Raw genomic sequence first — 25242 nt, 5'->3', positions numbered from 1 at the left:
GCTTGACCAACGCCAAACCATAGTGCGAATAGATACCAACGATCAGGTGCTTTACCTGCGCGCGATCAAATCGGAACGCTGCGCGGCATCAGATCGCAATACATGCGCGCGATCGTCGGAATCCGCACCCGACCGCGCGTGTGGCAGCTCGAACGCAGGCCTCGCCGCAAGCGCCAGCACGATCAGCACGACCAGCGTGAACACGCCGCGCAGCCATTCGGCGCTGCCGATATCCTCGGCCAGATCGCTGACAAGCGGATGCCGTGTGAACTGCCGTTCAACGGCAGAGCAAATCGCATGACCGCGCCGGGCCAGCGGGTGGGAACTGAGCCGCCAGTCCTGCTCCGGCCGGGAAAACGGCGGTTCGCTTGCAGGCAAGTCGCTGGCCGGCAAAACGGTGGCCGGTAAATTGCTTGCTGGCACGGCGCGGCGCGGCACACCGGCGCGACCAAAGGTCACCCCCGCGCTCGCCGTAGAGGCGAATGTCAGTTCCTCACGCGGACCGAACATGCCGCCTGCCTTCCTTCAGCTCGGATCGGAGCTGTCGCACCTCCATCCCCTGCACGATCAGGGTTAAGCACGCGTAAATCCGCCGGTTCCATCGGGGTTAGCGCTTAGGCACACCTGCAAGACGCCCCAGCAACGGCGTAGCCAGCACGGGCGCGCTCGGTTATGGCAGGCCCTCAATCCTGTCCCGGGGGGAACGAGACAAGCGATGAGCAATGCCGACGCGCTGGGCGATGCCGTTACCACAGTCATGACCGCAAACGCTGTGGAGCCCTCGGCCGGTCGCAGCCACGCCGCCGATGATGGCCACACGCATGAAACCGCTTGCCTCAATTGCGGCACCGCGCTGATCGGCGCACATTGTCACGCCTGTGGCCAGCATGCGCATGTGCACCGCACGCTCGGCGCGTTTTTTCACGACTTGCTGCACGGGGTGTTCCACTTCGAAGGGAAGATCTGGACAACGCTGCCGATGCTGGCGCTGCGTCCAGGCACGCTCACCCGCAACTACATTGATGGTCAGCGGGCACGCTTCGTCTCGCCGCTGGCGCTGTTTCTGTTCTGCGTATTCCTGCTGTTTTTCGTGATCCAGCAGACCACGGGCGAAATGCACATAGGCGGCGAACAGAAAACGGCTGTGCAGGCGTCGGTTGCAGGGCAGGCAACGCAGGGACTGACCGCAGCGCAGCAGGAACTTGCCACCAAACGCGCCGAACGCGCCAAGCTGGCAGCCGCCGGCGAGGATACCGACGACGCGGACGAGGAAATCGCCAACATCGAACATGCGGTATCCTTGATGCGGGCGGCCAAGGCGGCAGGCAGCGGCGAGAAACTGCCATCCACCGGCTTTGCGATGCTGGACGATGCGATCGAGCATGTCAGCAAGAACCCGGAACTGGCGGTCTACAAGCTGCAATCACACGCCTACAAATACAGTTGGGCGCTGATCCCCATCTCGGTGCCGTTCCTGTGGTTGCTGTTTCCGTTCGGACGGCGGCGCTTCCCGCTTTACGATCACACCGTGTTCGTGACCTACTCGATCAGCTTCATGACATTGCTGACGATCGTCGTGATGCTGGGACAGTCGGTCGGCCTTACAGGCCTGGTGCTGCTGTATGGCATCATCCCGCCGCTGCACATGTATCGGCAGTTGCGTGGCGCTTACCACTGTTCGCGCGCAGGAGCACTGGTGCGGACCGGTGCCTTGCTGGTGATCGCGTTTGTGGCGCTGACCATCTTCGTATCGCTGATTGCTGCCGAAACAGCGGGTTGACGCCCGATCCCGCTCAACAATCGAGCACGAACGGCCCCGCCGCGCGCGCTTCAAGCACGGTATGTGCTTCGGCCGCCTGCGCCAGCGGGAAGCGCCCGCCGAGCGTGAGCGGCAGATCGCCCGCAGCCATCGCAGCAAACAGGCTGCGCGAGGCGGTCAGCAACTTTTCGCGCGGCTGGACGTAGGGCCACAGGAACGGGCGCGAAATTCTTGCCGACTTCGCCCCCAGCCGCGACAGATCGAACGGCGGGATAGGGCCCGATGCCTGACCGTAATGGACAAGATGGCCCTTGAGCGCCAGCGACGCGAGCGAACCTTCAAAGCTGTCGGCTCCGACCGCATCGAACGCGACGTTCACGCCCTTGCCATCGGTCAAGGCCGCCACTTGCGCGGCAACGTCCTGTTCGCGGTAAAGGATGACATGGTCGCATCCGGCCGCACGGGCGATGTCGGCCTTGGCATTGGACCCGGCGGTGCCGATCACGGTTGCGCCGCGCAACTTTGCCATGCGCGCCACCAATTGCCCGACCCCGCCACCTGCGGCCTGCGCCAGCACGACCGACCCTGCGTGGACCGGTTCGACTTCATCGACCAGCGCCTGCGCGGTCAGCCCTTTCAGGAACCACGCGGTCGCCAGACCGGCCTCGACGCCATCGGGCACAGGCACCGCCAGCTCGGCGGGGATCACGCGGGCGCGGGCATAGCCGCCATAAGCTCGGTCGATGTAGGCAACGCGGTCGCCCGGCGCGAAATCGCTGACACCGGCGCCCACAGCCTCGACCGTGCCGACCGCTTCCAACCCGGGGATTCCGGGAAGAGGCAGCGTCTTGTAGGCCCCCGAACGGACATAGACATCGTGGAAGTTGACCGAGGCGGCTTGCTGTTTCAGCAAAATCTGCCCGGGGCCTGGTGCTGGCACGTCCACGCTTTCCAGCACCATGACGTCAGGCCCGCCATACTGACGGATCACGATCGCTTCGGTCGTAGCCCCCATGCCAGCCGCCCTTCGCTCAGGCGCCGAGCGGGCTGGGCAGGTTGCCGCCACCCGAAATCCGGCGACCGGCGCGCGGCACGCTGGCGCCTTGCGGGTTGAGCGGACGCGATGGGCCCGACGGTGCCTCGGGCCGGTCGATCGTGCCGTTCTCGATCAGGGAGCGGATTTCCTCGCCGGTCAGCGTTTCGTATTCGAGCAGCGCGTTGGCGAGCAAGTGCAGCTTGTCCTCGCTGGTCTTGAGGATGTCGGTGGCACGGGCGTGCGCACCATCGACCAGCCCGCGAATCTCACTGTCGATAAGCTTGTTGGTCTCGTCCGACATCATCGTTCGGGCGCTGCCACCCATCCCGAGATAGCCTTCCTGGCTATCCTCGTATTGCAGGGGCCCAAGCTTGTCCGACATGCCCCACTTGGTCACCATGTTGCGTGCCAGACTGGTAGCGTACTGGATATCCGACGAGGCGCCCGAACTGACCTTGTCATAGCCGAAGATCAGTTCCTCGGCCACGCGGCCACCCATGCTGACCGACAGGTTGGCGTGCATCTTGTCGCGATGATACGAATAGCTGTCACGTTCGGGCAGGCGCATGACCATGCCCAGTGCGCGGCCGCGCGGGATGATCGTGGCCTTGTGAATGGGATCGCTGGCCGGTTCGTTGACCGAGACGATCGCATGTCCGGCCTCGTGATAGGCGGTCATCTTCTTTTCGTCGTCGGTCATCACCATGCTGCGGCGTTCGGCGCCCATCATGACTTTGTCCTTGGCGTCCTCGAACTCCTGCATGGCGACCAGACGCTTGTTGCGACGGGCGGCCAGCAGCGCGGCCTCATTGACCAGATTGGCCAGATCCGCGCCCGAAAAGCCCGGCGTGCCGCGTGCGATGACGCGCGGATTGACGTCGGGCGCCAGCGGCACCTTTTTCATGTGGACGCCCAGGATCTTCTCGCGCCCCTCGATATCGGGGATCGGCACCACGACCTGCCGGTCGAAGCGGCCCGGACGCAGCAGCGCGGGGTCGAGCACGTCGGGCCGGTTGGTGGCGGCGACGATGATGATGCCTTCGTTGGCTTCGAACCCGTCCATTTCGACCAGCAACTGGTTGAGCGTCTGTTCGCGCTCGTCGTTGGAGTTGCCCAGACCGTGCCCACGGTGACGACCGACGGCGTCGATTTCGTCGATGAACACGATGCAGGGCGCGTTCTTCTTGGCCTGTTCGAACATGTCGCGCACGCGGCTGGCGCCGACGCCGACGAACATCTCGACAAAGTCCGAGCCCGAAATGGTAAAGAACGGCACCCCCGCCTCACCTGCAATGGCGCGGGCGAGCAAGGTCTTGCCGGTGCCGGGCGAGCCGACCAGCAGCGCGCCCTTGGGGATCTGGCCGCCAAGCTTGGAGAAACGGGTTGGATCGCGCAGGAACTCGACGATTTCCTGCAGTTCCTCGCGCGCTTCGTCGATTCCGGCAACGTCATCGAACGTCACCCGGCCCGACCGTTCGGTCAGCAGCTTGGCCTTCGACTTGCCAAAGCCCATCGCGCCCGAACCGCCACCCTTCTGGACCTGACGCAGCGCAAAGAAGGCGACGCCGAGGATCAGCAGGAACGGCAGCGACTGCGCCAGGATGAACAGCAGGATGTTCTGCTCTTCCTGCGCCTTGCCCGAAACCTTCACGCCCTGATCGAGCAACAGCTTGGTCAGTTCGCCATCGCCGGGGACGGGAACGGTCTGGAATTGCTGATCGTTCTTGAGCGAGCCGGTGATGCGTTCCGGGCTGATCTGCACATCGCGGACCGCACCTTCGGCGACACGCGCACGGAAATCGGAATAGGGAATCGTGGTGCCGGTGGCATCGCTGCGCGCGCCGAGCATCGAGACCACCAGCAGCAAGGCAACGAAGATGCCGCCCCATACCAGAAGGCTCTTGATCCACGGGTTGCCCTGCGGCTGGTCGTCGTTCATGGCGTGACTCTCGAAAACGCGCAAAAGTGCGGGTGTTGCAGGGCAATGTAGGATCGCCACGGTGAATGGCAATATAACCTGAAGTGCGAATTTCCTGCGCACTTTGATCGAGTGCGCCGACATTGCACTCGGCAGACCGGCGAATCAGGCTCCGCCTTCGCTTTTTCGCAGGCGCCGATGCGCCGGAGCGCGGGTAAAGCGCCAGGGCCGCGCCCGCCCGTCGCCGCGGACCCCTGCCAACGTAGCCACCGCCCCACCGGCCAGCAAATCGTGCCAGCGCGCCAGATCCCGACCGCGCGGGGTGCCTTGCGCAAGCTGCATCACAATGCGCTCAAGCATCCGCAGAGTGAGTACCCGAGGTACATCGGCGGGATCGAACGCCAGCCCGTCAGGCATCGCCGCGATGGTGTGCAAATCGCGCGCCACCGCCCAATCCAGCGCAGCGTCCGCCTCGGCCAGATGCGCAGCGCTGGCAGCGATCGCGGCAGGATCGAGCCAATCTGCCTGCGCCAGCGCTTGGCGCACCCGTACGCGTTCGTACCGGACATCATGGTTGGACGGATCGTCGGCGGCAACAACCCCAGCAAAAGCAACGATCTCGCTCAGTTCGGCCCTCCGCCAGCCAAGCAGCGGCCGCAGCAGCGGCGCCTCATGACCGGGAACACGGGCCATCGGCCGCATCCCTGCCAGCCCGCGCAAGCCCGACCCCCGGTTGAAGCGCATTAGCAAGGTTTCGGCCTGATCGTCGGCATGGTGCGCGGTGACCAGCGCCGCAAGACCCGCGCCTTGCTGCCAGCCAGCCAGCGCCGCATAGCGGGCATCGCGGGCGCGTTCCTGAATGGCGCTGCCTGCGGCAAGGGTGAGGCAAAGCGTGGTATGCGGCACGTTCCACGCGGCGCAAAGCCGGGCCACCGCTGCCGCCTCGCCAGCCGCCTCGGGCCGCAAGCCATGATCGACGGTAGCAACGGCAAAGCGTCCGGGCAAAGCGGCGCAAGCCAGCAGCAGCAGCGCGAGGCTGTCGGCCCCGCCCGAAACCGCGAGTCCAACCGGCCGATCGTCGCCCCAGACGCGCTGCCAATCTGCGGCGAAACGGGCCGCAAACGCGGGCGAAATCAGGCGGGGAGGCGTATCAATTGCAGGTTACCGCCTTGGTGGCGGCCTCATACTGCGACTTGAGACGGCCCGCAGCCTCGGTCGGATAGGTTGTCTTGAACTCGGCGAAGGCAGTGCAGGCGCGCTTGGCTTCCTTGAGCCGGGTCATCGCGACGCCCAGATAGAGCAAGCTGTCGGCGGCGCGATCGCCCTGCTTGTCACCAAGATAGTTCTGCACGAACCATTGCGCGGCGGTGCCGGGCTTGTTGTCATCGAGATAGGAGCGCCCCAGCAGATTCCGGGCATAGCTGATGCGCTTGTGCTTGGGATAGGCTTGGGCAAAGTGCTGCAATTGCTGCTGCGCTTCGGGGAAGAACTTGGCCTCCCACAAACGGTAGCCGTAGGAATATTCATCCTCGGCCTTGTCTTCGCTGACCGGCCGCTCGATCGCAGCGACGGCGGCGACCCGTTCGGCGGAAGGCCCGACCGGCTTGGGTGCGACAACAGCCGGAGCGGGTGCCGACGCTGATGGCGGCGCAGCAACGACAGGCGCCTTTGCCGCAGGCGCCGGAGCGGGGCGTTGCGACACAGCGGGAATGACCGGTGCCGGTGCCCCGGCGCCCGCTTCGAGCGGGTTTGCCGCAGGCTGCGGTTCAACAGCGGCAACCCGCGCCTCAAGCTTGGCCAGGCGGTTCTGGTTTTCTTCGGTTGCGGCGGTCAGCGACTTCACTTGCGCCTCTACCGCGTCAAGGCGGGTGAGCAGATCGGTCACCGGAGACGGCCCGGCAACGGGTGCTGGCGCACTGCTGCCGACGGTGGGTGCCGAGATTTCCGCGCCAAAAGTGCGACCGGCGCCGTCGGGAAAGACCTTGCGCTGAACCGCGCGCAGCTCGGCCTCAAGCTTGCGCAGGCGCGTTTCGGCCGGATCGCCCGCGGTTTGCGCCTGCGCCAAGCCCGGAACGAGCAACAGCGCGCCAGATACCGGCAACAGCGCCAGACAAATCGCACCGAACATGGCCGGGCGCAGGCGCGCCGGTCGGGGGGCGTTCATCATCTTCGTCATGGTCTCCGTCCGGAAGGTAGTGCCGATGCCCGGCATCGCCCTCAATCTGCCTCAGCCCCGACACGAAGTCGAGTGCAACCCGTCACCCGGCCGGGGAAGCCGTCGCTGCCGGGCCGGTCGCAGCCGCAGGAGTGGCGGTCGGCGCAGCGGGCACGGCCTCGCTCGGCGCTGACGACGCAGGCGCGACAGCCCGGCGCCGCGCGAAGGGTCGCGCAGTCGATGGCGAACCGGTTGCGGCGACGACCGGCGCCGGCGTTGACGCCTGCCCCGCTGGCGCGCCGGACGCCGGGCGCGCGAGGAGGGCCACCGCACTGACCGGAATGTCCTTGATGATGCCTTCATGCTCGGCAAGACGCGGCACGGCCTGTCCGCCGATGGTGATGGCCAGGGCATCGCCCCGCCCGGTCCACAGCTTCGGTTCGACCGCATCTGCGGGCACCGTGTAGCTTTCACCCTTGGCCAGTTGCTTTTGCAACAACTGCTTGCCGCTGGCGTCATAGAACTTGACCCACAGCTTGTCGGTCAGCGCCGTGAACACCACCGGACCGGTCGGCGCAGGTGCAGCAGCCGGAGCAGCGGGGCGCTGCACGGTAACCGCGGGAGGCGCAGGCGCGTGCGTCGGCTCGACCAGCGAGGGCAGGCCGACCGACGGGATGAACGTGGTCGGCAGGAACAGCACGATCGTGACGATCAGGCCGCCGAACAACAGCAGCGCCAGCCAGATGACCAGCCGTGACGGAGTCTTGGCCGGGTCGTCCACCTCGAACTGGTTGATGACGCGCGGTTCGGGACCGATGCTGCGGGTGCCGATCTCCAACCGCACGGCTGCGGCGATTTCAGCCTCATCCAATCCCACCGCGCGCGCATAGCTGCGGGCAAAGCCGATCACATAGGGCCGTCCGGGAAGGCTGGCGAAATCGCCATCCTCCACCGCCTTGACGTGGCGTGAGGTAATCCGTGTGCGCGCCGCGACATCGGCGAGCGACAGACCAAGCGCTTCGCGTGCCGCCTTGAGCCGGACACTGACGGGCTGTGGCAAGGGCGCAATGATTGGAGCGGGATCAAATCCGGTATCTGCGGAGGCAGTCACGTCAACACTTTCCTTGGCCTTTGAGGCGACCCTCGGCTTCTTGCGTACCCGTTACGCAGGCAACGTTGCAATCGGGCGAATGTCAACGCTTTTCACGCCGGTTTCACAACAACAAGCGCCGGTTTTGCGACGATTTGCCTTTCGCGATGCTGACTGGCGACCCGAGACGGTCAGTCGCATTCGATGCCGCGTTGGCAGGCCCATTCGGACAGGGCCGCGCGCAAGTTCGGAGGCGGTGCGTCCAGCCAACCGGACATGGCTCTGGCGATGTCGGGCAAATTGACCTTGCGTACCAGTTCCTTGACTGGTCCGACGGCGGCTGGCGTGATCGACAGCCGGGTAATGCCAAGGCCCAGCAGGGCCAACGCCTCAAGCCTCCGCCCACCCATCTCACCGCACACCGTCAGGTCGATGCCGTGGGGCGCCACCGATTGCACCACCCGGCGCAGGAAGCGCATGATCGCGGGGCTCAGCCAGTCATAGCGCTCGGCCAGTTTGGAATGGGCACGGTCGGCCGCGAACAGAAACTGGGTGAGATCGTTGGTCCCGATCGACAGGAACGAGATCTTGGGCGCCAGCACATCAAGGCATTCAGCGAGCGCCGGCACTTCGAGCATGGCCCCGAAGCGGATCGCCTCGGGCAGCGGCTTCTTCTGCTTTTTCAGGAACGCCAACTGGCCATCGAACACCGCTTTGGCCGCATCAAACTCCCATGGTTCGGTAACCATCGGGAACATCACGTTCAGCGTCCGCCCACCAGCCGCTTCGAGCAGCGAGCGCGCCTGCACCTTGAGCAGCCCATCGCGTTCGAGCGCCACGCGTAGCGCGCGCCAGCCCATCGCCGGGTTCTCCTCGGCCTCTCCACCGTTGTGGCGCAAGTAGGGCAGCACCTTGTCGCCGCCGATATCGACGGTGCGGAACACCACCGGCCGGTCACCCGCCGCGTCGAGCACGTCGCGGTACAGTCGGGTCTGGCGCTCGCGCGCTGGCAGCGTCGCCGACACCAGAAACTGGAACTCGGTACGGAACAGGCCGATGCCATCGGCGCCGGTCAGGCCGAGCATCGGCAGATCATCGCGCAGACCCGCATTGATCATCACCGAGATGCGCGTGCCATCGCGCGTGACCGGCTCAACATCGCGCATCGCGGCGTAGTGCGCCTGACGTTCGCGGTTTTTGGCAAAGCGCGTTTCGAACGCCTCGGTCCGTGCCGGCAGGGGCCGCACGTCGATGACGCCCTGATCGCCATCGACCAGCAATTGATCGCCATCGCGCACGCAACCGCGCAGACCCCGCACCCGCCCGATCACCGGGATGCCCATGGCGCGCGCCACGATCACCACATGCGATGTCAGCGAGCCTTCCTCAAGGATCACGCCCTTGAGCCGCCGCCGATCGTATTCAAGCAATTCGGCCGGACCAAGATTGCGTGCGATCAGGATCGCATCGCCCTTGAGCCCCATGCTGGCCGCCGTGCCAAGCTGCCCCGAAACGATCCGCAACAACCGGTTCGACAGGTCTTCAAGGTCGTGCATGCGGTCGGCCAGCAGCGGATCGTCGATCTGGCGCATGCGCATGCGGGTGCGTTGCTGCACGCGCTCGATCGCGGCTTCGGCGGTCAGCCCCGAATCGATCGCTTCGTTGATCCGGCGGCTCCAGCCTTCGTCGTAAGCGAACATGCGATAGGTTTCGAGCACCTCCTCATGCTCGCCGCCGACGCCGAATTCGGCCTGGCTCGCCATGCGGTCGATCTGTTCGCGCATCCGGTCGAACGCGAGGTAGACGCGCTGGCGTTCGGCCTCGGTGTCTTCGGCCACGATCTGCTCGATCGTGACGCGCGGCTGGTGATAGACCGCCAATCCGGCGGCGATGCCCTTGACCAGCGGTTGCCCCTTCAACCGCTCAGGCCCGGTCTGTTGCGCCGAAACCCCGAGCGCATCTTCTGCATCGATCAGTTCGGCGTTGGCGATCATTTCGGACAGCACCATCGCGACTGTCTGGAGCGCCTCGATCTCCACTTCCTCATACCGGCGCGGATCAACATGCTGGACCGCGACCACACCGACCGCGCGTTCACGGCGCACGATCGGCACACCGGCAAAGGAATGGAATTTTTCCTCACCCGTCTCGGGACGGAAGGCAAAGTCGGGATGCGCTGCAGCTTCGGCCAGGTTGAGCGTCTCGATGTTCGAAGCGATCGTTCCGACCAGCCCTTCGCCCACCGCCAGCCGCGTGACGTGAACGGCGGCCTGATTGAGGCCGCGTGTGGCAAACAGTTCGAGCATGCCTTCGCGCAGCAGATAGATCGAGCAGACCTCGCTATCGAGCTTGGCTCCGATCACCTCTACGATCTGGTTCAGCTTGGCTTGCGGACCGGAACGCGAGGCCATGACCTCGTGCAACGAAATCAGGATCGCCCGGGCGGCGGCAGCGGCGGACAGCAGGACCATGGTTCAATCGCCTAGCGCAAGGCGGACCGTTTGCAAACGCTGCCATGCCATGTTGTCCTGTCCTTGATGGCGGATTGATCCAAGATGGTCGTAACCGCTGCCGATGTTCGCGGGTGATAGCGCCAGCCGGAAACAGGCAAACGGCCCAGCACGGAGCTACCGGACCGGGCCGTCTGGCGAAGACTGGATTTCGGGAACCTGAAACAGGCCACCTGAAACCAGATTGCCGAAATCACGCCACGTGTATCAAGTCCACGCGTATCAAGTATTGCCGGGAACCCTCACAAGGATCCCCGTGGAAACGTCATCAGTGCGAGCGGGAAAGTTCCTCTTTGATTCGCAGCTTACGTCGCTTGAGTTCCATCAGTCGGCCACCGTCGGGAAACGGTCTGCCCAGTTCCTCTTCAATACGACGTTCGAGTCCGGCGTGCTTGGTCTGCAATGCGCTGATATGCGACGTTTCCATGCGGTTACCTCCTTACGGGATTGTCCCCCCGTCCAGCTGCGGACGAATTTCCGCGGCCGTGGATGGCGCCTGCTCCGGCCTGTTTGGCCGCGACTCACCTGGAAAAGCCTGCACAAGGTCTGAGCCGACGCGTTGTCATGCTCCCACATTCGCCGTATCTTGCAAGCCAAACCACGTCGGAAAGCAGGCTCTGCGGGTTAAACCGTAGATTCGTGCGGAAATTGATTCGCCATGGGCCGGTTCGGGTTTGCGCAGGAGTGATCGGGTTGACTGAAGACGAGATGCGCAAACGGCTGTCGACCTTGCGCCTGGAACACCGCGATCTGGATGCGGCGATCGATGCCCTGAGCCTGGCCGGCGCACATGACCAGTTGCAGATTGCCCGCCTGAAAAAGCGCAAGCTGCTGCTCAAGGACCAGATCTCGATGCTGGAAGATTATCTCATCCCGGACATTATCGCCTGAAATCAAATCGATGATTCGCCACCGGCAGGCTTGGCGCAAAACCGCGCCGCGTTCCGTTCCGGTACACTGCCAATATGCAGCCAGATACGGGGCCGCAGGCGGTTGAGCCAAGCCTCGATACAGGACTATGCGGGCATGGTGTCCGCACTGCCCGATCTCAACCCGCGCCTTGTCGAAGCGCTCTATGCCGAGGCACTGACGCTCGCCGATGAAGTGCGCGACAGCTTCGATCGACTGCGGGCCGAGCATGCCGAACGCGCCGCGCTGGCGATGGCCGACTTGCGCGACACAGCAGCCGAGCTGGTCCGTGTGCAAGCCAGTTGCGAAGCCCTGCGCACCACCACCCGGATCATGCATTGCCTGGCGTGGCTGCTCAATCACCGGGCCTTCTTTGCCGGAGAGTTGAACGAGCAGCAGTTGCGTCGCCATGGTCGGATGATCGCGCATTTCCCACTGAGCGACCCGGATTCGCTGGCCACCCTGCCCGATGACGCGCAAGGGCTCGTCCGCGAAAGCGAGCGGCTTTACGAGCGGATTCAGCGCCTTGACCTGGCCTGGCGCGCAGCCCCCCAGCCCGTGCTTTCGGCGATCGAGCGCTTGCAGGAACGCTTGCGCGTGCGGCTAAATGAACCACCAGTCGACATGGGGGGCGAAGCGATCGCCCGATAATGCGTAGCAGCCGTGAAGAGTCAGGTGCCCGCATTCTTGCACTCCGCCCAACGCGTCCCCATAGGTCTGTTCATGGAGCATACCATCCCCGCGGAAGACCCGCACGATCCGGCGACCTGGCCAACCGGCCGTTCGGTCATGCTGGAACCTTTGGTGCGGCGGGTGCTTGCGCCCAACGCCTCGCCCTACACGTTCACCGGCACGCAGACCTACATCGTCGGCAACGGTCCCGACGTCGCGGTGATCGATCCAGGCCCCGCTGACACCGGCGTGGCAGGCCATGCCGACACCAATGGCGCGGGCCATGTCGAAGCGATCCTTGCTGCCGTCGGCTCGGCGCGGATTGCGGCCATCGTGTGCACCCACACCCATCGTGACCACAGCCCCGCCTCTCGCCCGCTGCGGGCGATGACCGGAGCGCCGATCATCGGTTGCGCGCCGCTCGTGCTCGACGACAGCGGCCCGCGCGCCGATGCCGCGTTCGACCCCGAATATGCGCCAGACCGCGTGCTGCTCGATGGCGAGCGCATCACCGGCAGCGGCTGGACGATAGAGGCGGTGGCAACACCCGGTCACACCAGCAACCATTTGTGCCTTGCGCTGTCCGAAAGTGGCGCATTGTTCACCGGCGACCACGTGATGGGCTGGTCAACCAGCGTCGTATCGCCCCCCGACGGCGACATGGCCGCTTACATGACCAGTCTGCAAAAGCTCTATGACCGCGAAGACCGGGTCTATTATCCCGCGCATGGCCCACAAATCAACAATCCGCGCCAACTGGTGCGCGGCATGATCGGCCACCGCCGCCAGCGCGAACGCCAGATAGTCACGCTGCTTGAGGGCGGTGCGCGGTCGATACCGGATTTCGTCGCGGCAATGTACAAAGGGTTGGACGAGCGTCTGCAAGGCGCTGCGGGCCGATCGGTGCTGGCCCACCTTGTCGATCTGGAACAGAAGGGCCGCGTCGCGCGTAACGCACAGACATGGACGATCCTGAACTGACCCCCCAACCGGCTGCTCCTTCTGGCAAGGACCGGTTCGGCATGGCAGCGACACCCGCGCCGCGCCGCCGAGCCGCAATCCTGCCATGGACCTTGTTCGCGCTGGCACTGGGCGCGGCAGTCTGGCTCGGCTGGTTGCTGGTGCGCCCCCCTGCCCCAGTCGACCCGCTGGCGGTCGGACTGGTTGCGTTCGAGAAGCAGGACCGGCTGACCGTATTCAGCGCACAGTTGGTGCCAGTGGTGTCCAGCGACAATTCGCAACTCTTCGGTTTGGTCAGGTCGCGGCAGGTGGCGGTCATTCCGGCGCGCGTCGATTACGCAATCGACCTCGGCAAGATCGGGCGCGACCGCATGACGTGGAACGCGTCGGCGCAAACGCTGTCGGTGCGCCTGCCGCAACTGATGATCGGCCAGCCCAACCTGGACGAGGCCCGCGCGCAGTATTTGCGCGAAGGGGTGTGGATCACCCGGACAGCGCAGGAGACGCTGACCCGCGAGAACACGCGGCTGGCCGAGCGCATCGCGGTGGAGCAGGCCCGCAATGGCGCTTTGCTCGATCTTGCCCGTGCGGCGGCGCGCGAAGCGGTGGCAGCCAATATCGCCGGGCCCTTGAAAATGGCAGGCTTTCCAGCGGCCAGGATCGTGGTGGTTTTCGACGGGGAACCGGCCGCACACTGACGGACCTGGCTTCATCGCCGGCATCACGGCGATCATGCGGCCTGCACTCACGTCGGCATCGCCCTGCCGACGCTCTTGCCGCGAGCGGGCCGCGTCCCTAAGTCGCTGGGCGGACAAGCCGGTTCGAATCCCGCACTGCCGGCCATCGCCCGTTGGAGATTCCACATGACCGCCCAGCCCCTGAACCTGTCCGGCCTCGATTTGCGCGCCGAGATCGACCGCCTGCGCAAGGAGCGGAACGCGGTCATTCTGGCGCATTACTATCAACGCCCCGAGATTCAGGATCTGGCCGATTTCGTCGGCGATTCGCTGGAACTTTCGCGCAAGGCGGCAGCTACCGACGCCGACGTCATCGCATTTTGCGGGGTCAAGTTCATGGCCGATACCGCCAAGATTCTCAGCCCGCAAAAGACGGTGATCCTGCCCGACATGGATGCCGGGTGCAGCCTTGAGGATTCGTGCCCGCCCGACAAGTTCAAGGCATTCCGCGAAGCGCACCCCGACCACATCGCGCTGACCTACATCAACTGTTCGACCGAAGTGAAAGCCCTGTCGGACGTGATCGTGACGTCATCGAGCGCCGAGACGATCCTGGCGCAGATCCCGCCCGAACAGAAGATCATCTTCGGCCCGGACCGGCACCTTGGCGGCTATCTCAACCGCAAGTTCGGGCGCGACATGCTGCTGTGGCCGGGCGTGTGCATCGTGCACGAGGCATTCAGCGAAACCGAGCTGCTCAAGCTCAAGGCGCTGCACCCCGGCGCGCCGGTTGCCGCGCACCCCGAATGCCCGCCGAACATCATCGATCACGCCGACTATGTGGGATCGACCAGCGGCATCCTCACGTACGCCAAGGACATGCCCGGCGACACGCTGATCGTGGCCACCGAGCCACACATCATTCACCAGATGGAACTGGCGATGCCGCACAAGACCTTCATCGGTGCGCCCGGAGCCGACGGCAACTGCAACTGCAACATCTGCCCCTACATGGCGCTCAACACGCTCGAAAAGCTCTATCTTGCGTTGCGCGACCTGACCCCGCGCATCGAGATCGAGGAACCGCTGCGCCTTGCCGCCAAGAAGAGCCTCGATGCCATGCTGGCGCTGGCCAGCGGCACCGTCGGGCTGGGCGATCTGGGAGCGCGCTGACCGCTCAAGACCAAAAGGGGGGGGCGCGTCGATCAGGACTTGGCCGCGCGCCCTTCTCCGGCAACCGCCAGGACCAGCGCCGCGCCGACGCAGACCATGCCTGCGGCATCGAGCCAGCCGATCCGCTCACCGAATGCCAGCCAGCCGAGCAATGTCGCCACCGCCGGTTGCGATAACAGGCCAAGCCCCACCACCAACGACGAAAACCGGCCAAGCGCATAGAACAGCAAGCCGGTGCCGATCACCTGACTGCCCAGCGCCAGCGCCAGCAGAGGCCACCAGACGTGCGGCCAAAAGGGTTCGCCCATCGCCAGTGCGACAATCACAAGGATGGGCGCGCTGGCCCAGCTCGAATGGAACAGTTGCGCCCACGGCCCCATCGCACCACGCGCGCGCTGGATCAGCAGCAGGAAGAAGAAATAGAACAGGCCGGCAAGGACGCAGAACAGGTCGCCCGCCAGCGTCTTGGCGCCGATTTCCAGCGAGCGCCCCATCAGCACCGCAGAACCAGCCAGCGCCAGCGCGATGGCTGCCGTCTCGGTCATGCGCGGCCATCGCCGGGCCATGATCACGCCCCACACCATCAGCATCAGGCTGGTCGAATTGCCGAACAGCGAGGCGTTGCCCAGTTTGGTCCGCTCGATCCCGATGTGCCACGAGGCCAGATCGAGCGAGAACAGCATGCCCGCCAGCACCACCGCGGCCAGCGGTTTCCAGGCGATCCCGGTCAGCCTCTGGCGGTTAAAGCGCGCCAGCAGCGCCAGCAGCGGCAGGGCAAGGATCACCCGCCAGAACGCGGCCGAAACCGGTCCACTGTCGGCCATTCGCACGAAGGTAGGGCCAACGGACAAGGCCAGATTGCCGCCCAGCAGCGCCAGCAAATGCGAGGTGTGCGGGCGGGAAGTTTTTCTCACCTGGGGGGCGGTTGTCATCGCGGAGATCGCAGCCTAATCAAGTTGCAAAAGGAAACCGAGGCTGTGTCGGCAATCGTGCCGCCCCGCATTCGGGCCCTTGCCACTTCTGACAGGATATTGTCCATGCCCACCACCCTGTTTGACCCGATCGACCTTGGTTCCATTCACGCGCCCAATCGCATTCTGATGGCCCCGCTCACCCGCGGCCGGGCCACTGCTGGCGGCGTTCCCACCGCAATCATGCAAACCTACTATCGCCAGCGCGCCAGCGCCGGCCTGCTGATCAGCGAAGCCACCGCGATCAGCCCCGAAGGCCACGGCTGGCCCAGCGCGCCTGGTATCTGGACCGATGAACAGGTCGAGGCGTGGAAGCCGGTGACCGAGGCCGTCCATCAGGCTGGTGGCCGCATCGTGCTGCAGCTTTGGCACATGGGCCGCATCGTCCACCCTTATTTCCTCGGTGGACAGCCGCCGGTCTCGGCATCGGCCACCACCGCGCCCGGCCATGCGCACACGCCCGAAGGCACCAAGCCGTACGAGCAAGCGCGTCCGCTGCGGCTCGACGAAATGCCGCGGCTGGTGGACGACTATGGCCACGCCGCACAGAATGCCAAGAAGGCCGGGTTCGACGGGGTGCAACTGCACGGTGCCAACGGTTATCTGATCGATCAGTTCCTGCGCGATTCGACCAACTTGCGCGACGACATCTATGGCGGCAGCCCGGAAAACCGCGTTCGGCTGTTGCGTGAAGTGCTCGAACGCCTGATCGAAGTATGGGGCACCGGCCCGGTTTCGGTTCGCCTGTCACCCAACGGCGATTCGCAGGGCGCCGACGACAGCAACCCGGCAGCCGTGTTTGGAGAAGCCGCACGCGTCCTGCAGGCGCTGCAACTGGGCTTCGTCGAACTGCGCCAGCCCGGACCCAACGGCACTTTCGGCAACACCGACGTGCCCCAGCAGGATGCGCTGATCCGCTCGATCTACACCGGGCCGCTGGTGCTCAACAGCGACTACAACGCCGATCAGGCCGCCGCCGACGTCGCTTCGGGCCGGGCCGACGCGATCAGCTTTGGCCGTCCGTTCATCTCCAACCCCGATCTGGTCGATCGCATCGCGACTGGCGCCCACTGGAACCCGAACAAGGGCGTCCCGCAAACCTGGTACTTCCCCGGTGAAGCCGGTTACACCGACTATCCGACGCTGGCCGAAGAAACCGAAGCGGCCTGACGTCAGGTTCTACCGATGACCACTTTGCGCTCATGGCTGTTCGTCCCCGGTGACAGCGAGAAAAAGCTCGCCAAGGCACCGGGGACGGGTGCAGATGCACTGATCATCGATCTGGAAGATGCCATCGCGCTGGCATCAAAGCCAGCCGCCAGAGCCTTGACCGCACAGTGGCTTGGCACGGTCCCGCGCCGCGCCGGCACCGCATCCTTGTGGGTGCGGATCAACGCCGTCGACACAGGTTTGTGGCACGATGATCTGGCGGTCATCGTGGCCACGGCACCGGACGGGATCATGCTGCCCAAGGCTGCCGGCCCGGACGAAGTGGCCTTGGTCAGCGACAGCATTGCCGCATTCGAAGCCCGGCACGGACTGCCCGTCGGCCAGATCGGCTTGCTGCCGCTGGTCAGCGAAACGCCGCGTGCCGCGCTCACCATCCCGACCTACCTGACCCGCGACCTCCCCCGCTTGCGCGGACTGACCTGGGGGGCTGAGGATCTGTCCGCCGAACTCGCCGCCAGCCGGAAACGCGATGGTGTCGGGCAGTGGACCGATGCCTTCCGTTTCGTCCGCGCGCAGACCCTGCTCGCCGCCCATGCGCTGGGGGTTGCCGCGATCGACACCCTCCACGCCGATTTTCGCGACGAAGCGGGGCTCAAAGCTGCCGCCGAAGCCGCTCGCGCCGATGGGTTTTCCGGCATGCTAGCCATCCATCCGGGCCAAGTACCGATAATCAATGCCGCATTTGCCCCGACCGCTGCCGAATTGGCGCACGCACAGGCGATCGTGGCGGCATTTGCGGCAAATCCTGATGTTGGCACGCTACAGATCGACGGGCGGATGATCGACCAGCCGCACTTGCGTCAGGCTCGGGCCTTGCTTGGGCTCGACTGAACCGGACCCGCGTTTCTGGATCGAGGCTCAGTTGGCGGCGGGCTTTGCCGCAGTTGCAGCGACCGGTGCTTCCGCCACATCGGCAGCCTCGCTCGCCTTGTCGGGGACGAAATCATCGACTGTCGGCTTGCTCGCCTTGACGGGTTGCAGCGGTGCGCGCTCCTGCGACCGTTCGGGGTCGAGCATGGCGTCGCTGATCGTGCCGGGCAGTACCTCACCGCCGGCAGCATGCGCGGCCGATACGGGTGCCTGCTTGCCACAGCCCGATGCTCCCAGCAGCGCCAGCAAGGCGAACGCCGGGACGATGGAGCGGGCAACAGGGGTGCGCTTGGCGGGCTGGCGGTTGGTCAGGATCATACGTGGTCCTCTTGGGCGCCGGACGGCTCACCCAGTTCGGCAAGAAAGGCCTCCAACCGGGCCAGCAACGCGCGATCCCATGCTTCGGTGCTGACTGCAATACCCAGTGCTTTCAGGCTGGTCACACCATATTCCTCGATCCCGCACGGCACGATCCCGCCAAAGTCGGCAAGGTCCGGCGCCAGGTTGACCGAGAAGCCGTGCATCGTGACCCAACGGCGGATGCGCACCCCGATCGCGCCGATCTTGGCCTCGCGCCCGTCAGGCCCTCGGGTCCAGATGCCGATACGCCCATCGGCGCGCCACGCATCGACTCCAAAATCGCCCAGTGTGGCGATAACCCAGCCCTCCAAGGCATGGACGAAGCGGCGCACATCGCGGCTGCGTTGGCGCAAGTCGAGCAGGACATAGCCGATCCGCTGGCCCGGTCCATGATAGGTATAACGCCCGCCGCGCCCCGCCTCGACCACCTCGAAGCGCGGATCGAGCAGCTCGGCGGGATCGGCGCTGGTTCCGGCGGTGTAGACCGGCGGATGTTCCAGCAACCAGACCAGTTCCCCGGCCTCACCGGCAGCAATGGCGACATTGCGCGCGTCCATGACCGCCAGCGCGGCGCGATAGGGCACTTGCGCGGCATCCTGCCGGATTTCAAGAGAGTCGGCGGCGGTCATCCGCTGCACTTGGCGCGGCTGGCGCCATTGCGCAAGAGCGGGCGGGAAGCTCGGCTTCGGTTCCTTGGGGGGATGCACTGGCGCACGCCGCCTGCTAGAGACCGCCGCGAAAGCGAGGAACGACGTGACAAGACTGGACAGCAGTGCGGCATGGACGCAGGCAGCACGGATGGTCTCGGCCAACCGTGAGATGCTGGCTGCCATTGCCGGGGTGTTCTTTCTGTTGCCCGGCCTGATCGGCGCGGTGGTGCTGCCCAAGCCGATGATCAACCGCGGTATGTCCGACCAGCAGATGGCAGAGGCGTTCACCAAGTTCTATGGCGATGCCGGGCCTACACTGGCGCTGCTGTCGTTGCCGCTGATCGTCGGCTTCATGACGATGCTGGTGATCATGCTCGATGACCGTCGACCGACTGTGGCCGTTGCGATCGGCCAGAGCTTGCGGATGCTGCCCAGCTATCTGGCGGCGCACATCGTTACCATGCTCGCGTTCTCGCTCGCCTGGTTGTTGCTGGCCAGCGTGCTGCTGCTGGCCCTGCCTGCGGTTCTGGCGGTGCTGCTGTCGATTGCGGCGATGACGTATCCGCTGACGCTCGTGTTGATGGTCGCACCCGAGATCGCGGTGGCGCAGACGCGCAATCCATTCGTCGCGATCCGCCGCAGTCTGACGCTGACGCGTGGGCAGTTTCAGGCGATCATGCTCTATTTCGCGCCCGCCTTCACCCTGTTCCTGGTGATTTACGGACTGGTGATGATGGTGGTCGGGGTCGTGCTGGTGAACACCACCGAAGGGGAGGCGCAACGCCTGATCAGTGAAACGGTGGTCGGCCTGCTGTTTGCGGTCGGCTACACCTATTTCGCGGCGATGATCGCTTCGACCCACCGGCAACTGGCAGGTGACGTGGCTGCAACGCGCGACGTCTTCGATTGATCGGCCGAACCGCACACCGTCCTTGGTTCAGTCCTTCCAGCCCCAGCTGATCACGCAAGGCGGAATGTTGATCGGCTCATAGCCTTCATCGATCCGGTCGAACCACCGCCGCATCAACGCGCGGGCGCGGGCGGTGTACTGGTAGACCAGAAACGCGCCGCCAGAGCGCAGCACCCGGTGCGTGGCAGCCATGATCTCCTGTCCCACACCCGGCGGCAGCGTGGTGAACGGAAGTCCCGACAACACATAGTCCGCGTGCTCGAAACCATGCGCCGCCACGATCGCTTCGACGTCGCTGGCCGATGCATGGACCGCACTGAAGCGGGGATCGACGATCGTCCGCGACAGATAGCCGATGAATTCGGCGTTGGTGTCGATCACCACCAGACGGGCATCACGCCGCATCCGTTGCAGCACAGGCCGGCTGAATGTGCCGACACCCGGCCCATACTCGACGAACAGGCGGCACTGTTCCCAGTCGACCTTCGACAAGACCCGATCGATCGTCCGGCGCGACGAAGGCACCAGCGCGCCGACCATCACCGGATGTTTGGCAAAGCCCTTGAGGAACAACGCGGTCGGTCCCAGCGCGCGGACAAGTTTTGCCCGCAAGCGCGGGATCAAAGGAAGGGGTGCGACTTCGCCTGACGTCATGGGTGCGAAAGCTTTCCTGCAGACCTTGGGCCCCCGTGACTTGCAGAACATCCAAAGCATTGCAAGCACTGCCATTCCTGCTTACCGCAAGTTGTACGCCGACGCGGTAAGCATCGCCGGCACACAATTTCGCCAGGGAAGGCGATCAGTCGGCTGGGGAGCGGGCGATGACAGCAGGAAACGATGGCTCATCAACAAGCGCCGTATATGAGCCAAACGGAGCGCCAATAGCCAACACGGCCCTGCCCGCCGGACGGATGACCTTGCTGTTCACGGTGATGCTGATCACGGCAGCGGGCAACACCGCCATGCAGTCGGTGATGCCCTCGATCGGCACGCATCTGGGCATTGCCGATGTGTGGGTCAGCCTCGCCTATTCCTGGTCGGCTCTGTTGTGGATGATCCTTGCCCCGTTCTGGGCACGCCGCTCCGACACGCGCGGGCGCAAGGCGATGATGGCGCTGGGCCTGTCCGGATTCTCGCTCTCGTTCGGGCTATGCGGCACCGCGCTCTATGCCGGACTGCACGGCTGGGTCGGCGGCTTGAGCGCGATCCTGCTGTTCGCCCTTGCCCGGTCGCTTTACGGCACCTTCGGCTCGGCTGCTCCCCCTGCGGTGCAGGCCTATGTCGCCAGCCGCACCAGCCGCAGCGAACGGACGCGCGCGCTCTCGCTGGTGGCATCGAGCTTTGGTCTTGGTACCGTGCTGGGCCCGGCGCTCGCGCCCTTGCTGATCGTGCCGGGCATCGGCCTTGTGGGCCCTTTCGCCGCCTTCACGCTGGGTGCGCTGATTGTGCTCGCGTCGCTGCGGCTGCGGTTGCCCGACGATGATCCACGCGCGCTGGCGCTCGCCGGAACGCCCGATCCGGCAACCCATCAGTGGAAGCACCATACGCTGATCGACGAACACCATTCGGACACACCTTCGGCGGCGGATGCCGACGACGACGACGGTAATGCGCCCTCGACCACCCGCGTGCGCTGGGGCGACCGGCGCTTACGCGGATGGTTGATCGCGGGCGCGCTTGGCGGGCAGGCGCAATCGGTGTTGCTGGGGGTGATCGGCTTCCTCCTGCTCGACCGGCTGGGTCTGCGTCATCAGCCCGACGCCGCAGCCGGTCCGATCGGGCTCGTGCTGATGTGCGGCGCCATTGCCACCTTGCTGGCGCAATGGGGCCTGATTCCGGCGTTGAGCATGGGCCCGCGCACCGCGACGCTGTCGGGCATGGCGCTATGCGGGGTCGGTGCGGTGGTGATCGCGCTCGGACATGATCTGCATGCAACGGCGACCGGCTTTGCCATTGCCTCGATGGGCTTCGGCCTGTTCCGTCCGGGCTTCACTTCGGGGGCCAGCCTAGCGGTCACGCCGTCCGAGCAAGGTCAGGTCGCTGGCATCGTCGCAGCGGTCAACGGATCGGCCTATATCGTCACCCCGGCCATCGGCGTGTGGCTGTACAACCATTCGGCCTGGTCGGTCTGGGCGCTGATCGAAGCGTTGGCCCTGGCCGTGATCGCGGTGGCGTTGACCCTGCTACGCCCCGATGAAAGGGTCCGCGGCCTGACGCCAGCCTGAGAGATCAAAGCCCCAGCCGGGCCACGACACGTTGCGCAGCGGCATCCTCGCGTCGCACCGCGATCACCAGCAACAGGTTGAGCACGATCGTCTGGTAGACGAAGTAATACAGCGGACTGCCCGCCAGCATCGCCGCGCCCAAAACCAGCGCGCGCGGATTGGGACCAAGCCAGCGCAGAAAAACCAGCAGCGGACGCTGTTCGTGTGCCACTTCGGCACGGATCGCCGTCAACCGCTCGGCATCGGGGGCCGTACCGCCCGGCATTGCCGCGCTGACTGCGGCGTCGATCTTCAGCGCATGGGGGCTCATGCCAGATGCCAGCCGCAAGTAGCCCGCCACGAACCCGCGCAGAATCCACGCGAACCCGCGCTTGTCTTGAAACAGCGCTCCGTCGGCCTGCGTCGCGTTGTTCAGCCAGGGCGTGCCGTAGGTCCAGTATTGATAGAATCGGCGCTGCACTTCGACGAAGTTGGCCTGCGCGATGTGCGCGGCGCCCGCTGCCAGCGTCCAGAACCATGCCCAGCCCGGGCCGATCATGCCGCTGAGCAGCAGCGCCAGCAGAACGTAGAGCACGATATGGCTGGCATAATCGCAAATCCCGTCAACCAGTTCGCCCAGCGGACTGGTCTTGCCGGTGATCCGCGCCAAATCTCCGTCCGCCCCGTCGACGACATGCCAGGTCATGTGCAGGGCCAGACCCAGCAACGGCCCCCATGGCCAAGGCAGGCCCCACCCTGCGCCCGCGACATAGACCACGCCCGCCGCCACCACACACAGACCGCCAGCGACCGACACCATGTTCGGCGTGATCGGCGTGCGCGCCAGCAACCGCGCGAGTTGCCAGGCCAACGGATGATATAGATGATAATTCAGCGCATCCTGCATTTCGCGCGCGCGCGCCGGGCGCGTGATCACCTGAGTACTGCCGTTCACCTTTGCGCCCATCGCCTTTGCGCCCCGCCTTTCCAATCACTTGCCCAATGGCTCAGCACGTCTGCGAAATCGCGCTGCGGGCCCTCGTCTCATATCCGCCCGGCTTTGCAAGCCCCCGTTTACCATCACTCAGGGCGACTGATCCGCATCGCAGCGTCGCATGACAATCCGGAATTGTGCTTGCAATCCGCCATAATTCTGTAATCTGGGGCAGTTTGATTACAGGTGTGGGCCGCCCCCGGGTCCGACACCTGGCGGAAGGGACATTGAAAAAATGAAGCCAATCAAGGTCGCAGTGATCGGCGTGGGCAACTGCGCTAGTTCGCTTGTCCAAGGCGTTTACTTCTATCGCAACAACAACTCTGCAGGCGGTCTGATTCACGATCGCATCGGCGGCTATGGTGCAGGCGATGTCGAATTCGTGCTTGGTGTTGACGTCGACAAGCGCAAGGTCGGCAAAGATATTGGCGAGGCGATCTTCGCCGGACCCAATTGCACCGCCGTTTTTCAGCCTGAAGTGCCGGCAACCGGCGCCAAGGTCATCATGGGCAAGATCCTTGATGGCGTTGCCGATCACATGACCGGTATGGGCGATCGCGGTTTCATCCTTGCTGACGAGCCTGAAGCGACGCACGAATCGATCGTTGCCGCGCTCAAGGACAGCGGCACCGAAGTCCTGCTCAACTTCTTGCCGGTCGGCTCGCAGACCGCCACTGAATTCTACATGGAATGCGCGCTCGAAGCGGGCATTGCGGTGGTCAACTGCATGCCGGTGTTCATCGCCAGCACCCCCGAATGGGAAGCGCGTTTCCGCGCCAAGCGCGTGCCGATCGTCGGTGACGACATCAAGGCGCAAGTCGGCGCAACTATCGTCCATCGCGTGCTGTCCAGCCTGTTCGGCGCACGCGGCGTGACGGTCGAAAAGACCTATCAGCTCAACACCGGCGGCAACACCGATTTCATGAACATGCTCGACCGTCAGCGGCTGGGCAGCAAGAAGGAATCGAAGACCGAAGCGGTGCAGGCCATGCTGGCGCAGCGCCTCGCGGACGAAAACATCCACGTCGGCCCGTCGGACTACGTGCCATGGCAGAAGGACAACAAGCTGTGCTTCCTTCGCCTCGAAGGCACGCAGTGGGGCAATGTTCCGATGAACCTGGAACTGCGCCTCTCGGTCGAGGACAGCCCGAATTCGGCGGCTTGCGTGATGGACGCGATCCGTTGCTGCAAGGTTGCGCTCGAGCGCGGTGAAGGCGGGGCGCTGATCGGCCCCTCGGCCTATTTCTGCAAGCACCCGCCGCAGCAGTTCCACGACGATGTGGCCGCACAACTGGTGGAAGAATTCATCAGCGAACCGGCCATCGCGGCCGAGTAAGACCTGCTCATGCATTTGCTCAGCGGCGTCGGTCCCGGGACCGGCGCCGCTGTTGCTTTGACCACCCCGGACCTTCGCAAACCACGCTGACACGGACGACCCATGGATACCCTGATCATTGCCGCCGGTTACGGCAGCAGGCTGGCTGACCTTTCGACATCCAAACCGCTCACCCCGATCTGCGATGTGCCGCTGATCGAGATCGTGATCCGTCAGGCGCTGGTCGCAGGCGCAACCCGCTTCATCGTCGTCACCGGCCATCAGGCCGCCTTGGTCGAAGCGTTTCTTGCCGAACTGTCGTTGCGACTGCAGGTCGAGATCATCCCGGTCCGACTGGCCGACTGGTCATTGCCCAACGGCCACTCGGTAATTGCAGGCGCAACCCGCTGCACCGGCAACTTCCTGCTGGTGATGGCCGATCACATCTTCGAGGCAGATATCCTTGCCCGCCTGATCGCGCATGGCGCACCCGAAAACGGCGTGACGCTGGCGATCGACCGGAGGCTCGACAACCCGCTGGTCGATCCAGACGACGCCACATGGGTGCGGACCGACGCCAGTGGTCTGATCAAGGCGATCGGCAAGACCATCACCGATTACGACGCGGTCGATTGCGGGGCGTTCCACGCCACGCCCGATCTTGCCGCCGCCATTCGCGCGGCGATTGCTGCCGGCAAGCCCGGCTCTCTATCCGATGGCATGCAGGTCTTGGCCGATTACAATCGCGCCGACACGATGGATATCGACGATGCCTGGTGGATCGATGTCGACGATCCGCGCGCCCACGCACTGGCCGAGGAAATGGCCCCCTGGCACCTTTCGCCGACACTGGCCGCCTCGGGCTTCTGACCGCGGTCG

25 protein-coding genes are annotated in these 25242 nt (G+C 64.9%); 12 read left to right on the top strand and 13 right to left on the bottom strand.

The window, feature by feature from the left end:
• Nucleotides 1-51: 51 nt before the first annotated feature.
• Nucleotides 52-510 carry a hypothetical protein gene (locus tag LDN95_RS03770; protein ID WP_226016279.1) on the bottom strand — a complete coding sequence of 153 codons (459 nt, stop codon included), beginning with the start codon at nucleotides 508-510 and terminating at the stop codon, nucleotides 52-54.
• Between the two features lie 205 nt (nucleotides 511-715).
• On the opposite strand from LDN95_RS03770, the gene LDN95_RS03765 reads away from it, so the two are divergent.
• Entirely contained in the window at nucleotides 716-1780 is a 1065-nt protein-coding gene (locus LDN95_RS03765; protein ID WP_226016278.1) for a DUF3667 domain-containing protein, read from the top strand.
• A 13-nt stretch (nucleotides 1781-1793) separates the two neighbouring features.
• Here the strand turns inward: LDN95_RS03765 and LDN95_RS03760 are convergent, their stop codons facing one another.
• From LDN95_RS03760 to LDN95_RS03730, 7 genes are all read right to left on the bottom strand, one after another.
• A complete protein-coding gene (locus LDN95_RS03760) occupies nucleotides 1794-2774 on the bottom strand; it encodes a quinone oxidoreductase (protein ID WP_226016277.1) in 981 nt (326 codons plus the stop codon).
• A gap of 16 nt (nucleotides 2775-2790) precedes the next feature.
• Nucleotides 2791-4734 (bottom strand): ATP-dependent zinc metalloprotease FtsH, encoded by a 1944-nt coding sequence (gene ftsH / locus LDN95_RS03755; RefSeq protein WP_226016276.1) that lies wholly within the window; start codon nucleotides 4732-4734, stop codon nucleotides 2791-2793.
• Between the two features lie 144 nt (nucleotides 4735-4878).
• Complete coding sequence (gene tilS, locus LDN95_RS03750) at nucleotides 4879-5847, bottom strand: tRNA lysidine(34) synthetase TilS (protein ID WP_226016308.1); 969 nt, start codon at nucleotides 5845-5847, stop codon at nucleotides 4879-4881.
• Between the two features lie 16 nt (nucleotides 5848-5863).
• Nucleotides 5864-6889 carry a tol-pal system YbgF family protein gene (locus LDN95_RS03745; protein ID WP_226016275.1) on the bottom strand — a complete coding sequence of 342 codons (1026 nt, stop codon included), beginning with the start codon at nucleotides 6887-6889 and terminating at the stop codon, nucleotides 5864-5866.
• 82 nt (nucleotides 6890-6971) lie between these two features.
• Nucleotides 6972-7979, bottom strand: a complete 1008-nt coding sequence (locus tag LDN95_RS03740) for a helix-turn-helix domain-containing protein (RefSeq protein WP_226016274.1) — start codon at nucleotides 7977-7979, stop codon at nucleotides 6972-6974.
• 170 nt (nucleotides 7980-8149) lie between these two features.
• Nucleotides 8150-10429, bottom strand: coding sequence for a phosphoenolpyruvate--protein phosphotransferase (ptsP, locus tag LDN95_RS03735; protein WP_226016273.1), 2280 nt, complete (start codon nucleotides 10427-10429; stop codon nucleotides 8150-8152).
• Nucleotides 10430-10736: 307 nt separating this feature from the next.
• On the bottom strand, nucleotides 10737-10895 hold the full coding sequence (locus LDN95_RS03730) for a YdcH family protein (protein ID WP_226016272.1): 159 nt from the start codon (nucleotides 10893-10895) through the stop codon (nucleotides 10737-10739).
• Between the two features lie 266 nt (nucleotides 10896-11161).
• On the opposite strand from LDN95_RS03730, the gene LDN95_RS03725 reads away from it, so the two are divergent.
• The 5 genes from LDN95_RS03725 (at nucleotide 11162) to nadA (ending at nucleotide 14859) form a co-directional block, all read left to right on the top strand.
• Entirely contained in the window at nucleotides 11162-11359 is a 198-nt protein-coding gene (locus tag LDN95_RS03725) for a YdcH family protein (protein WP_226016271.1), read from the top strand.
• Between the two features lie 135 nt (nucleotides 11360-11494).
• Nucleotides 11495-12028: a DUF1465 family protein gene (locus LDN95_RS03720; RefSeq protein WP_226016270.1), complete on the top strand. Its 534-nt coding sequence runs from the start codon at nucleotides 11495-11497 to the stop codon at nucleotides 12026-12028.
• Between the two features lie 72 nt (nucleotides 12029-12100).
• Nucleotides 12101-13030, top strand: coding sequence for an MBL fold metallo-hydrolase (locus LDN95_RS03715; RefSeq protein ID WP_226016269.1), 930 nt, complete (start codon nucleotides 12101-12103; stop codon nucleotides 13028-13030).
• On the top strand, nucleotides 13012-13707 hold the full coding sequence (locus tag LDN95_RS03710; protein ID WP_226016268.1) for a DUF4230 domain-containing protein: 696 nt from the start codon (nucleotides 13012-13014) through the stop codon (nucleotides 13705-13707). The genes LDN95_RS03715 and LDN95_RS03710 overlap by 19 nt, the downstream gene beginning before the upstream one ends.
• Before the next feature lie 165 nt (nucleotides 13708-13872).
• Nucleotides 13873-14859: a quinolinate synthase NadA gene (gene nadA / locus LDN95_RS03705; RefSeq protein WP_226016267.1), complete on the top strand. Its 987-nt coding sequence runs from the start codon at nucleotides 13873-13875 to the stop codon at nucleotides 14857-14859.
• A 32-nt stretch (nucleotides 14860-14891) separates the two neighbouring features.
• On the opposite strand, the gene LDN95_RS03700 is transcribed toward nadA, so the two are convergent.
• Complete coding sequence (locus LDN95_RS03700; RefSeq protein ID WP_226016266.1) at nucleotides 14892-15791, bottom strand: DMT family transporter; 900 nt, start codon at nucleotides 15789-15791, stop codon at nucleotides 14892-14894.
• Between the two features lie 105 nt (nucleotides 15792-15896).
• On the opposite strand from LDN95_RS03700, the gene LDN95_RS03695 reads away from it, so the two are divergent.
• Together LDN95_RS03695 and LDN95_RS03690 are read left to right on the top strand one after the other, a co-directional pair.
• On the top strand, nucleotides 15897-17000 hold the full coding sequence (locus tag LDN95_RS03695) for an alkene reductase (protein ID WP_226016265.1): 1104 nt from the start codon (nucleotides 15897-15899) through the stop codon (nucleotides 16998-17000).
• A gap of 15 nt (nucleotides 17001-17015) precedes the next feature.
• On the top strand, nucleotides 17016-17891 hold the full coding sequence (locus LDN95_RS03690; protein ID WP_226016264.1) for a CoA ester lyase: 876 nt from the start codon (nucleotides 17016-17018) through the stop codon (nucleotides 17889-17891).
• A gap of 27 nt (nucleotides 17892-17918) precedes the next feature.
• Here the strand turns inward: LDN95_RS03690 and LDN95_RS03685 are convergent, their stop codons facing one another.
• On the bottom strand, nucleotides 17919-18248 hold the full coding sequence (locus LDN95_RS03685) for a hypothetical protein (RefSeq protein ID WP_226016263.1): 330 nt from the start codon (nucleotides 18246-18248) through the stop codon (nucleotides 17919-17921).
• Nucleotides 18245-18919 carry a lipoyl(octanoyl) transferase LipB gene (gene lipB / locus LDN95_RS03680; protein WP_226016262.1) on the bottom strand — a complete coding sequence of 225 codons (675 nt, stop codon included), beginning with the start codon at nucleotides 18917-18919 and terminating at the stop codon, nucleotides 18245-18247. Before lipB ends, LDN95_RS03685 begins: the two co-directional genes overlap by 4 nt.
• Before the next feature lie 124 nt (nucleotides 18920-19043).
• Between lipB and LDN95_RS03675 the strand changes: the two genes are divergently transcribed.
• The gene (locus LDN95_RS03675; RefSeq protein ID WP_226016261.1) at nucleotides 19044-19850 is read left to right on the top strand and encodes a hypothetical protein; all 807 of its coding nucleotides are present in this window, start codon (nucleotides 19044-19046) and stop codon (nucleotides 19848-19850) included.
• A 27-nt stretch (nucleotides 19851-19877) separates the two neighbouring features.
• On the opposite strand, the gene LDN95_RS03670 is transcribed toward LDN95_RS03675, so the two are convergent.
• The gene (locus tag LDN95_RS03670; RefSeq protein WP_226016260.1) at nucleotides 19878-20504 is read right to left on the bottom strand and encodes a class I SAM-dependent methyltransferase; all 627 of its coding nucleotides are present in this window, start codon (nucleotides 20502-20504) and stop codon (nucleotides 19878-19880) included.
• Between the two features lie 257 nt (nucleotides 20505-20761).
• On the opposite strand from LDN95_RS03670, the gene LDN95_RS03665 reads away from it, so the two are divergent.
• Nucleotides 20762-22075 carry an MFS transporter gene (locus LDN95_RS03665; RefSeq protein ID WP_226016259.1) on the top strand — a complete coding sequence of 438 codons (1314 nt, stop codon included), beginning with the start codon at nucleotides 20762-20764 and terminating at the stop codon, nucleotides 22073-22075.
• 4 nt (nucleotides 22076-22079) lie between these two features.
• On the opposite strand, the gene LDN95_RS03660 is transcribed toward LDN95_RS03665, so the two are convergent.
• Nucleotides 22080-23009, bottom strand: a complete 930-nt coding sequence (locus LDN95_RS03660; protein ID WP_226016258.1) for a CDP-alcohol phosphatidyltransferase family protein — start codon at nucleotides 23007-23009, stop codon at nucleotides 22080-22082.
• 274 nt (nucleotides 23010-23283) lie between these two features.
• On the opposite strand from LDN95_RS03660, the gene LDN95_RS03655 reads away from it, so the two are divergent.
• Together LDN95_RS03655 and LDN95_RS03650 are read left to right on the top strand one after the other, a co-directional pair.
• Nucleotides 23284-24384 carry an inositol-3-phosphate synthase gene (locus LDN95_RS03655; protein WP_226016257.1) on the top strand — a complete coding sequence of 367 codons (1101 nt, stop codon included), beginning with the start codon at nucleotides 23284-23286 and terminating at the stop codon, nucleotides 24382-24384.
• A gap of 102 nt (nucleotides 24385-24486) precedes the next feature.
• Nucleotides 24487-25233 (top strand): NTP transferase domain-containing protein, encoded by a 747-nt coding sequence (locus LDN95_RS03650; RefSeq protein ID WP_226016256.1) that lies wholly within the window; start codon nucleotides 24487-24489, stop codon nucleotides 25231-25233.
• The last annotated feature ends 9 nt before the right edge of the window (nucleotides 25234-25242 follow it).

The sequence above is a fragment of the Novosphingobium sp. FKTRR1 genome (assembly GCF_020404405.1).
In the GTDB taxonomy this organism is placed as follows: Bacteria; Pseudomonadota; Alphaproteobacteria; order Sphingomonadales; family Sphingomonadaceae; genus Novosphingobium.
Note: the sequence above shows the minus strand (reverse complement) of the source record. Positions and strands in the feature narration are given on the sequence as shown.